The organism is Spongiactinospora gelatinilytica, assembly GCF_003236385.1.
GTDB classification, from domain to species: Bacteria; Actinomycetota; Actinomycetes; order Streptosporangiales; family Streptosporangiaceae; genus Spongiactinospora; species Spongiactinospora gelatinilytica.
Map to the genome: position 1 here is coordinate 1 of NZ_POUA01000288.1, position 10,233 is coordinate 10,233.

Annotated in this window: 11 protein-coding genes and 1 pseudogene; 6 read left to right on the plus strand and 6 right to left on the minus strand. The window is 65.9% G+C overall.

Annotated elements, in window-relative coordinates; translation table 11 throughout:
• Positions 1-94 precede the first annotated feature (94 nt).
• Together C1I98_RS43215 and C1I98_RS43220 are read right to left on the minus strand one after the other, a co-directional pair.
• On the minus strand, positions 95-397 hold the full coding sequence (locus tag C1I98_RS43215) for a hypothetical protein (protein ID WP_199537278.1): 303 nt from the start codon (positions 395-397) through the stop codon (positions 95-97).
• Positions 397-738 (minus strand): hypothetical protein, encoded by a 342-nt coding sequence (locus tag C1I98_RS43220; RefSeq protein WP_199537279.1) that lies wholly within the window; start codon positions 736-738, stop codon positions 397-399. Before C1I98_RS43220 ends, C1I98_RS43215 begins: the two co-directional genes overlap by 1 nt.
• 1,192 nt (positions 739-1,930) lie before the next feature.
• Here C1I98_RS43220 and C1I98_RS28360 point away from each other — a divergent pair.
• The 3 genes from C1I98_RS28360 to cas7i are packed head-to-tail and all read left to right on the plus strand — an operon-like array spanning position 1,931 to position 4,801.
• Entirely contained in the window at positions 1,931-2,581 is a 651-nt protein-coding gene (locus tag C1I98_RS28360) for a CRISPR-associated endoribonuclease Cas6 (protein ID WP_233508267.1), read from the plus strand.
• Positions 2,578-3,981, plus strand: a complete 1,404-nt coding sequence (locus tag C1I98_RS28365) for a hypothetical protein (RefSeq protein WP_199537280.1) — start codon at positions 2,578-2,580, stop codon at positions 3,979-3,981. The genes C1I98_RS28360 and C1I98_RS28365 overlap by 4 nt, the downstream gene beginning before the upstream one ends.
• 19 nt (positions 3,982-4,000) lie before the next feature.
• Complete coding sequence (gene cas7i, locus C1I98_RS28370) at positions 4,001-4,801, plus strand: type I-B CRISPR-associated protein Cas7/Cst2/DevR (RefSeq protein ID WP_111170466.1); 801 nt, start codon at positions 4,001-4,003, stop codon at positions 4,799-4,801.
• On the opposite strand, the gene C1I98_RS45835 is transcribed toward cas7i, so the two are convergent.
• Entirely contained in the window at positions 4,687-4,977 is a 291-nt protein-coding gene (locus tag C1I98_RS45835; RefSeq protein ID WP_111170467.1) for a transposase domain-containing protein, read from the minus strand. The genes cas7i and C1I98_RS45835 overlap by 115 nt on opposite strands.
• Before the next feature lie 247 nt (positions 4,978-5,224).
• On the opposite strand from C1I98_RS45835, the gene C1I98_RS28380 reads away from it, so the two are divergent.
• Positions 5,225-5,581, plus strand: coding sequence for a hypothetical protein (locus tag C1I98_RS28380; RefSeq protein WP_111170468.1), 357 nt, complete (start codon positions 5,225-5,227; stop codon positions 5,579-5,581).
• A gap of 31 nt (positions 5,582-5,612) precedes the next feature.
• Here the strand turns inward: C1I98_RS28380 and C1I98_RS28385 are convergent, their stop codons facing one another.
• From C1I98_RS28385 to C1I98_RS28395, 3 genes and pseudogenes are all read right to left on the minus strand, one after another.
• Complete coding sequence (locus C1I98_RS28385) at positions 5,613-7,337, minus strand: asparagine synthase-related protein (RefSeq protein ID WP_158558217.1); 1,725 nt, start codon at positions 7,335-7,337, stop codon at positions 5,613-5,615.
• Between the two features lie 251 nt (positions 7,338-7,588).
• Complete coding sequence (locus C1I98_RS28390) at positions 7,589-7,873, minus strand: DUF397 domain-containing protein (protein WP_233508268.1); 285 nt, start codon at positions 7,871-7,873, stop codon at positions 7,589-7,591.
• Between the two features lie 84 nt (positions 7,874-7,957).
• A pseudogene (locus tag C1I98_RS28395) lies at positions 7,958-8,727 on the minus strand (transposase).
• Between the two features lie 723 nt (positions 8,728-9,450).
• Between C1I98_RS28395 and C1I98_RS28400 the strand changes: the two are divergent.
• Both C1I98_RS28400 and C1I98_RS28405 read left to right on the plus strand, forming a co-directional pair.
• Positions 9,451-10,005, plus strand: a complete 555-nt coding sequence (locus C1I98_RS28400; RefSeq protein ID WP_199537281.1) for a reverse transcriptase domain-containing protein — start codon at positions 9,451-9,453, stop codon at positions 10,003-10,005.
• A gap of 74 nt (positions 10,006-10,079) precedes the next feature.
• The coding region (locus C1I98_RS28405; RefSeq protein ID WP_146607667.1) for a transposase at positions 10,080-10,233 on the plus strand (154 nt) is incomplete at its 3' end.

Genomic DNA, 10,233 nt, shown 5'->3' on the forward strand with positions numbered 1-10,233 from the left:
CCGCCCTTCCGTCGGTTTTCCGCCTTCACCCACTACAGATGGACGACGGACGCGACGGGTGCTTCAGCGGATCGGGGGCGGCGGCGGATCGCGATCACGAGGAGTGGGGCGGCGGCGAGGAGCAGGGCGAGTGGGCGGCGTAGCCGTAGGCGAGGCCCGCGACGGTGGCAATGGCGGCGGCCAGGAGAAGGCCTCCGGGACGGTCCCCGACGTGATCAAGGGGTGGCTCGGCGGCGCCCATGGTCTGCCCGAGGCGTGCGGCCGGGGTGGACGCGGCGAGGGCGGCGAAGCCCAGCGGGGTGATCACGCCGGTGCCCGCGCCGATCAGGGCCGCGCTCAGCAGCAGACCCGGTAGGCCCGGCAGGACGTCCCAGGCCAGGCCGGCGGCCGTCAGCATCAGCCCGGCGGTGATGCCGCCACGGCCGTGATGCGCCCGCACCCGGCCCTCGGCTGCACCAGCGCAGCGCACGCGGCCAGCACCGACACCGCCGCCCCGGTGGCGACGGTGCCCAGCCCGCCGAGCAGCATCGGACGCGCCCCGATCCGGTCGGCCAGCGTGCCGAACAACGGCTTGAGCAGCACCTCCGCCCCGTCGTACAGGGCCAGCAGACCGCCGAGCACCATCAGCGAGACAACCGCGTCGTCGGAGAACCCGCCGAGGTTCGCGGCGATGCCGTGCGCGCCGAACGCGGTGGTGAACCCGGCCGGGTACTGCGGCCACATCTGACGGCGTGGCACGACCTGGGGGCGTCAGCCGCGTTCATCGGCCCTCCGATGAAATCCGGCGAAGGGGGGCAACCCCCTCAATCAGGAGGTGACAGCGGCTCATCAGCCTCGTCTCCGCCCCAGGCCGCTCCGGACTAGCGACCACAGCGAGCACGGCGCGCCCACAACCTCCGTCACGATACCGGCAGGTAGCAGCACCCCCGGTATCGCGAACTGCGCAATCATTCCTGAGACGCGCTTCGAGGCGGGTGGGACCCATTCCCGCACTGCCGCTACTGGTGCACCCGGCACATGCCTGGAAGCGAATGTCGAAGTTCACTTGACACCACGAGGCCCCGCGACCTGAAATTGAGACCTAGGGACAGGCTGGAATGATCATGTTTTGCAGCAGACCTCCGAGGGTTTCTGCACAACCGGAGGTTCACTGCAAAAGTTGCCGTTCTGACCTCACCCATGATGGCACTGACCTGCGTCTTTACATTGGGGTCCCCATCGCCCCTGAGAGGGGTCGCAACATGAGGTCGCGGAGCTGCGGCTCGTCGTCGAGCCCTCGGCCGTCCCCATCGCCCCTGAGAGGGGTCGCAACCCGACTTCGCCGGCGCGGCAGTTGGTTTCGTGCGTGGTCCCCATCGCCCCTGAGAGGAGTCGCAACTGGCCCATGCTGATGGTGTAGGTGTCGCCGAGCTTCATGTCCCCATCGCCCCTGAGAGGGGTCGCAACAACGCGTCCGCTGGTGTTTCGGCGTCCGCTTCCGCGTCTTCATCGCCCTGGGAGGGGTCGCAACAGGTCATCGACCGGGGATCAGACGAGACCGTCCCTCAGTCCCCATCGCCCCTGAGTGGGTCGTAACGCCAGATCGGGAAGACCCTCGGCCTCGTAGTACTCGGGTCCCCATCGCCCCTGAGAGGGGTCGCAATAGGGTGCGGCGGGGAGGGCTGGGCCATCTCCGCTGGTCTTTCTCATCGCACCTATCAGGCCTTTGCCGCTCATGCATTCAATAAGTGATTTCTTGATCACTCTCGGCACAAATTTGATTAGATGTACGCCTCCAGAGGCACGGGGAGCCTCCGGGACGCCCTCCGTCCATCTGTAGTCAGTGAGAGGCGAAACAGAGGAGGGGACGGCAATGAGGGTTCGGATCGAGGTAGCCACGGCGGCGTCTGGGATCGAGTGGCGGCAGGTGCTCGCTCCTGGGAGGCCGCTGGTGTACGACGTGCTCGCGCGCGAGGCTCCGGCCGTTGGGACGCAACTGCACGATCAGGGGGCGCCGCCGTACGGGATGGTGCCGATCGGGCATGGGGCGCCGATCTTTCCGAAGGCGGAGCGACGCCGCAAGGCTTATCCCGTCGGGGGCCGTGGAGAGATCGAGTTCGGCAGCCCCATGTTCGATCTCGTGGCGATTCTGGCGCAGGGGTTCAAGCGGCGGGAGTTGCTGGACTGGGGCGGGGTCGCGTTGCGGGTGCTGAACGTGGTCACCGTCGAGCCGCCCGCCTTCAAGGACGGCCGTGCCAGGTTTCGCGCCGTCACGCCCGTCGTCATGAAGGGCAGCGGCCGGGACTCGACGGGACGGGTGGTCACTCGGCAGGGGTGGCTGCTGCCGACCGACTTCGAGTTCCCGGTGTTCTTTCAGAACAACCTGCGGCGCAAGGCCGAAACCCTCGGGCTCGATCCCGAGGTGTCGCTCACGGCGATCACCTGGGTCGGTGCCAAACGGTCGTTCTCCGTCGGCCCGGGCTCCAAGCCGGGCGCCCCGCTGGAAGTGGAGCTGACCGGGCCGCCGCAGACCCTCCAGGCCATCTGGAGCTGGGGCCTCGGCCAGGCCAACCTCGCCGGTTTCGGCTGGATCCGGGCGTGACGGAGGAGGCGGACGGCGAGCAGTCCCGGTTCCGTCCGACCGCGCACCCGCTGCAGCGAATCGGGGCGTGCGCGCTCGCCGTACTCGGTGAAGCGAGCACGCCGGCGGAACTCGACCCGGGCGCGTTCGAGAAGGCCGTCCGACATATGGCGGATGACGCGGCGACGGCGGTGCTCGTGCGAAACACCAAGAGCGAGCGGGGGTTCTGGCTGAAGGCCAGCCATTCCTTCTTCCCGAACTCGAAGATGAACCATCCCGGCAACGTCAGGCGCACCGACGACGACCTCCGCGACGCCGTACGGCGTTGGCGCATCCGCCCGGCCCGCGCCGCCTGGCCACCGGTGGCGTGTGTACTGTGCGGGTCCGCGGCCGTGGGTTTCTACGGCAAGGTCGATGTCCCGCTTGCCGAGAGCGACCTCTACCGCAACAGCACGCCGCGCGGGCACACCGGGATGGCCCTCTGCTGGCCGTGCGTGTGCGGTTTCCACGCTCTGCCGTACGGCTGCCGCCTGACCGGCGGGCAGTCGATCGCGCTGCACAGCTGGGACGACCGTTTCATGGCCCGGACGTCGTCCCGGCAGGTGCAGCGGAACCGGCGACTGATCGCGCTCGGTCAGCCGGACCCACGTCGGGTACCGGCACGCGAGGTGGTCGCGCTGCAGGAGCTACGGGCCCACGACGACCGGCTGACCGCAGGGGTCGACCTGCTCGTCTTCAGCAACGAGAACCGGGGCCACTCCCTGGAGATCCAGTCGCTGGAGCAGCCGCTGGCCGAGTGGCTGCGGCGCTCGTCCCGCCCACCGCGCGGACGCGGCTTTCCCGCGCTGCTACGCGCTCACGCGACTACCAGCCGGCCTAGCGTGGTCGGACTGGCGCGCAACGCGTTCCGCGCGCCGGGCCGGATCGTCGGGGCGAGCGCCCGGTATCTGATCAGCGGCCTTGAGCGGGGCGTCCTCCGCGACGAAACGTCCGCGCTGGCCACGTCGTGCTTCTCCTTCACGACCGAGGTGATGCGGATGAACCAAAACGAAATCGACGAAATCAGGTCCGTCGGCACCCAGGTCGCCGCTTGGCTCGCCGAGGCCGACTCCGCAGGCGCGTTGCGCGAGCTGAACAGCACGCTCAAGGAGCCCAAACGAATGCGGCACTGGCTGATGCGCCGCAACCTGGACGCCCTGCTCAACTCGAAAAGCCACTCACGCGGTCCGCTGGTCACCGATGACCAGTTCCGCCTGCTGTTCGACCCCGAGGTGGAAACGCCTGGTTCCATCGCCAGCTCCTCTTCGTGTCGGTGGTCCAGCGGTTGCACGAGCTGGGTTTCAAGCCGGCCGACGGCGAGCGGATCGCGGCGGCGATGGCCGACGAAGTGCCCGACTACCCCGAGGACGCCGACTACATGAAGGGCGAGGAGTCACAGCGATGAGCCACCTGGTGGGAAAGGTCGTCCTGGACGTGGTGGCGGGCGCCCCCAACAACGGGCGGGGAGAGGACAACCTGGCCCAGGTCAAGCAGATGCGGGTCGGGCGTGACATCCACCCTTACGTATCGGCGCAGGCGTTCCGGCGGTGGCTGCGGGATTCGCTTCCGGCCTCCGAGCCGATCTCGCCGGTCGTGCGGTCCGGCACCGGGCAGAAGCAACAGGCGTACACCCAGGGCCGTCCCGACCTCTACCTCGACGACGACCTGTTCGGCTACATGGTCGCGGTGAAGGGCGACAAGACCAAGACCTGCCAGCGCGACACCGTGCTGGCGACCGGCACGTTCGTGTCCGTCGCGCCGCGCCCGCCGGTACGGGACTTCGGGACGATGAGCCGGGGTTTCGCCGCCGGGGAGAACCCGGTGCTGCACGCGCACGAGTTCTACACCGCCGAACTGGCGGGCGACGTGCTGCTCGACGTGCCGCGCGTCGGCGTGTTCGAGATCGACGGCACTGGCCTGAAGGTGGCGCTGCCGGAGCCCGCCGCGCTACTGGCGCGTGACAACGGTGCAGAACCGGTGACGTTCCGGGGCGGCAGCGCGCTGCGGCTCCCGATGCCCGAGCGCCGAGCCGCGCTGTTGCTGCGCATGCTGACCGCCGTCCGTGGCGGGGCGAAGCAGGCACTGCACTACGGCGACCGCACGCCCGCCCTGGTACTGCTCGCACCCACCCTGGGCGGGATCAACCCGTTCACCCGGATACTGGGGGTACGCGTCGTTAGCTTCTGCCAGACCAGCCGGTAGCCGATCTCCGGGAACAGGCACATCGCCGGCAGGAAGTAGACGCCCACTCGTGAGGGCAGGTCCCGCAGGCGGCGTTGCACGCTTCGGGTCTCGTCCAGCACCGCGTCGACCAGCTCGAACGGCACCAGCGCGGTCAGCTTCCCGAGATGCCCGGGCGCGAACACGGCCTCAGCCACCGTGACACGACGGGTGATGGAAGACTGTGCGGACAGCGGAGTCTCCTCACGAAGAGCGATCTTGGTCGAAAGCCCTTCTACCGGAGCTCCGCTCCTTGTTTACGCCCCGTTCACTCCGTGAGACGCCCTTGCGCCGCAACGCCAGGCCCTAACTACCCGGCCTTGGGCGAGCCCCCCACCTCGGCCTGCTCCTCGCCGTACTGGGCACCGCCACTGGCATCTCCGGCAGCGCTGCCGGTGCTGTCTCTTGACCACGCTCGCCGCTTCCCACCCGGCGATCAACCACGCCTGTACCGATAGGACCTACCAGACCACCGTCATCGACGGCGGAGCCACCCTCGGCATCGACCTCGAAGCCGTCCGCCGAGACGCAGCTATCCGCAGCTTCACTCCACTGCCACGCCGCTGGGTGGCCGAGCTCACTTTCGACCGACTCATGCTCCGCTGCCATTTGATCCGCGACCACGAGGCCCTGCCCACCCGCTCCGTAGCAATGATCTATATCGCCATGATCGACCTTACGACCCGCCGCCTGACCGGCGAATCGGCCTTCACATGGCACGGCGCCTTAACTCGGGAACAGACAGGACTAAACGCCCACTGAAGCAAGAATGAAAAGCCGCCACGTCAGGATCTTAAGGGCGAGGAATGGATATATGGACCTGTTCGAGCCCGATAGGCGGATCTCCAGGGAAGGTGTTGGTCAACATGGCAGCGACCGTATAAAGGTTCCACACCAGCGCAGGCTGACTGACTGATGGGCCCTCGAAGAGGCGCTTTAACTCGTCAGGACGAACAATGTTCGCGAGTGCGTCCGCCCGGTCAATCACGTATTCGCCGAGGATCTGTGACAGTACGGGCCCTGGACTCGTTCGCCAGTTCCAACCGCTCTGCTTTTTGCTCGGGCCTGTCGTGGAAGCTGCTTTGGCTGCCGATCGCAACCGTGACCAGATCGAGGGAGGACGGTTAGCGGTGAATCGCCATGGGGCACCTTCAAGGGGCATAGCACGCAGCGCAGGAGCGAACTGGCGGATGAGGCCGTGGACGACCTCCTCCGAGTATCGCCACTGCTGGTCCAGGGAGAGAGCCTCCGACACAACGCGATTATCCAGAAACGGTTGAATGGGGTTCCCCCGACGTAGCGAGCCTACCCGCGCGCCGGCATGCCATCTTCCCACGCGATAAGTGACATACAGGTGATCGAGTACTTCCCATGGATTCTCCTGCGCCCGCGCTTCCCATGGTGCCGCAAGAGTCTCGGCATGGTCGTTAGCCTCTGCAGTGAAAAGCTTCTCGTTCTTGAGAAAAAAGTCCTTGATCCGGCGCAGCATGGCTTTTTCGGCAGGATTGTTCTGACTGTAAAGAAATCCGCCCCTCAATATTTCCCCACTCTGTCCGGACATCGTGGGCTTTGCGCTGTACGGCAGGTATTCAACGATGCTTTCATACGCAGAGGTCATTCCCTCGCACGTTTTGAGAACATCATAGGTGCGTTGCTGAGGGTGGGGAATGACGATGGCATCCTTTGCCGCGGTTTGCGCTGGAGGGATGATGGTGTGTTCAATGCGTAACTTCGCAGCGATCTGCCGGGCTATCACCACGTCAGGGTGATCGTCGAGGCCATTCGTCGTCGCACGGAAAGGGATCTTCGCGGCATGGAGGAGTGCCGCCATCAGCCGACTATCTCGCCCACCGGTCAGGGCCAGATTGACCGGCTCCGGCGCGGAACGTAGCGGCGTGACGGCGTTGATGAGCGCGTGGCCAACGTTCGCAATGGCTGCGCGCTTGGCGCGAGACGAACTCGGCACCGGCTGAGCTTGTGGAAGGGGCGTGGCGGATATGACCCGGCTCGCGCCGCGGATAACGATCGATGAAGACGGCCCCAGGGCCTGCACCCCGAGATAGGGGGTTTCGTCAGAGAGAAAGTACCCCTGGCGGATCATCGACTGTAAGGCGGGTTCGTCCCAGAGGATCGATCCTCCAGTCGCGACGAGATGGACGTGCAATGCTCGGTTGCCCACAATGTGCAGCTCCGAGGTCTCCGCGTAGAAGACAGGGCAGGCGCGGGTACTGACCGTTACGGCCTGAATCTCTCTTTGAGCTATCCTGAAGGCGGAGAAGCATCCGCCTAGCGAGGCCGCTGCCTCCCCCAAAGAATCGCTCTCCGCTAGCTTGGCGCCGTCCCCGTCCGCTGTGAGATGGCCGCTGATGCCCATGGCATGACGATGGCCCCTGGCGATCAGCGGAGGACGCCCTGCGACTGATTCCTCGTTTGACCACGCCAGAAGAGTAGCTCCTTCGTCCTCGCACTCATCTGCTGTGATCGTTTCAGGCGGCACAGGGAAGACATCCTTGATCACTGAACGGGCAATCGAGCCAGCACCGATTACAGTGGAGCTCGGATTCTTTGGAACCACTGCTAAAAATATTCGCAAGTTCATTCCAATCAGAAGCAGTATCTGGCGTCCGCCAGAGCCATGGAGCGGCGGATAGGAGCACGCCCTATGAGAGAGGCCGTGGTGATCAACGTACACCGTGCGGGGTCATATGTGTGAAACCTCGACATGCGTCGGCCCCCGCCACAGAATGTGCGGGGGCGCAGGCGTCAGGCCTACAAGGCTGGTGACTCTCCGCGGGTCAGGCCTGTGGTGAATTCTCGCCACTCGTTGCCGCTGAACATCAGGACGAGGCCGTGGGAGGCCTTGCTGTCACGCAGGGCGATTCGGTCGTTGCTCAGGCGCGCGACCTCGACGCACTCGCCATCGGCGTTGCTGCGGCTACTCTTTCGCCAGGCGGCGCTGATCGACTCGCTCTTGATGTCGGCCTGGATCGGCGCTCTGCCGCGCATCATCGTCTGCGCTTGGAGAGAAGCGCTGCGCATGCCGCCCACGGCCACTTCAACCCGTCATCCACCACATACGTGGAAAGGCGGCGAATCTGGGCCATCAAGAGCTTATAGCTCCGAATCAGTCAACCTTTTTCATCCTTGGGTGGTCTCGTAGTTCTGGAGTACCGCGATGGCCTTGCACAAATGACCGGCCTCGCTGGGGCCGCACCGCAGCTTGCGGAGGACGGCCCAGCTCTTGAGCTGGGCGTTGGCCCGCTCGCCCGGCCGCGTAGCCGGGCGTGTGCCCGGTTGGCCTGCTTCTGCGACTCCGGCTTGTCCTTGCCCCGGTACGGCGTGACCACCACACCGCCTGCTCCTTGGTAACCCTTGTCCGCCAGAATGACGATGCCCACTTGGTCCAGCGCGCGCAGGATGCCCCAGATGCGGGCGGCGGAAAGGTCATGGGTCTTGCCCGGCAGGGCACCGGAGGTCCACAGGATCGTGCCGTCGGGTGAGGCGATCACCCGCACGTTCATCGCGTGCACCCGGTGTTTGCCGGAGTAGTAGGGCCGGTCGGCCTTGATCCGGTCGGTACGGATCAGCGTGCCGCCCAGGACCAGGTAGTGCACCTTGTCGCGGCGGGCCCTGCTCAGTGCCCGGCCGAGCTTGGGTGAACGCGCCGACGGCAGCCTCACCGTCTCCTGGACATGCCGCCAGGCGGTCGTCGTCGACACGCCGAGCCCTGCGCCGGCCATGTGGAAGGTCTCGCCTTTGCGCAGGTAGACCAGGACCAGCAGGGCTTGTCTGCCCGGGGTGAGCCGCCGCCACGGGGAGCGGATCGCCTTGCGGCGCCTTCAGATGATCCCTGCCACGTGGTTGAGGGTGTGGGAGGACAAATCGACGGCGGGACGATAGAACAGCATCCAAGGCCCCTGGGTCGGCGGACGTGATTGTGGTGATCAACGCGTACGCCAGGGGCTGGTGTGCCACGAACGTGAGGTGATCGTGTGAGGTAGCAACGATCGCACGCGGTGCTGCACGAGAGATGAAGGAAGCGTTGGCCCTCGGAGCCGCCCGTCGGGGGGAGGCTTCAAACCGCCCTCAGCTGCGTTGGCTGAAGACTGTCGTGGTGAGCGTGGAGGGAAAAGGCGCCCGTTGAGGCGTCAGGTGGGATCAAGAAGGTGGTGCATCGAAAGTCCCCGCGAGGGGATGTACCGCGGAAGCGCCGTTAGGTATGAAGTGGCATCGAAACCGGGCCTTTAAGCCCAGCCCGGGATAAGCCTGGCGGGTGCCCGATGTCTTGGCCAGGCGGTGTCCGGCGCAGAGGTGGCGCGAGCTTGATCTGCTGCTCTCGTGCGGAACGTGGGAGGGCGTGTCCCGACACAGTCCCGTTCCGGATGCCCGGGGCGGGGCGGCAGGGAGTTTGCCAAGCGTCTGAAACGCAAGGGAGTGTGTACCGTCGCGGGACACGCAGGCGGACCGGCCCGTAGTAGCGGTGAGATCCCTGCTTGATGCGGTGGGGGTGGAGCGAAGGAGCCGGCTCGACCGTGGTTCGTGCATCAGATCAACCAGACAAAAGGTCTGGGAGGAATCGCGTGGACGAGTAGAGACCGGCAGGCAAGCCGTTCGATATTTCCAAACAGGAGGTGTGGGACGCGTATCTGAAGGTGCGGGCCAACAAGGGCGCACCGGGCGTGGACGGCTGCACGATCGAGGATTTCGAGCAGGATCTGAAGGACAATCTCTACAAGATCTGGAATCGTATGTCTTCGGGCAGCTACTTCCCGCCCCCGGTGCCGGCGGTGCAGATACCCAAGCCGCATGGCGGCGGCACCCGGATACTCGGCATACCGACTGTCGCGGACCGGATCGCCCGGACCGTGGTGGCCGCCCGGCTGGAGGCGGCGGTGGAACCGATGTTCCATCCGGACTCCTACGGGTATCGGCCGGGCCGGTCGGCGCTGGATGCGGTGGCCGGGTGCCGGGAACGCTGCTGGTCGAATGACTGGGTCATCGATCTGGACATCCAGAAGTTCTTCGACGGCGTTCCGTGGGATCTCATCGTCAAAGCGGTGCGGGCCAACACCGATCAGCCCTGGATCGTCTTGTATGTGCAGCGGTGGCTGGCAGCCCCGCTGCAGACGAGCGACGGCTCGCGGGGCGAGCGTGATCGTGGAACCCCGCAAGGCAATACCGCTTAGAGCGTGTTTGAGAAGATCGTTCATGTCCGGCGTGGCGGCATGACGAGACATGCCGATACCGCCAAAGTGGCTCAATGCCTCCCGATCGCTACCCCTCCGATCTGACCGACGCCCAGTGGGAACTGATCGAGCCGCTGCTGCCCGAGCCGAACACCGGCGGACGCCCGGAAAAGCACCCGCGCCGGGAGATCGTCAACGCCATCCTGTACGTCGTGCGATCGGGATGCC

What these genes read in the sequence shown, in the direction of transcription:
- C1I98_RS43215 (WP_199537278.1), bottom strand. Translation starts at nt 397, where the DNA reads ATGCTGACGGCCGCCGGCCTGGCCTGGGACGTCCTGCCGGGCCTACCG.
- cas7i (WP_111170466.1), top strand. Translation starts at nt 4,001, where the DNA reads ATGAGCCACCTGGTGGGAAAGGTCGTCCTGGACGTGGTGGCGGGCGCC.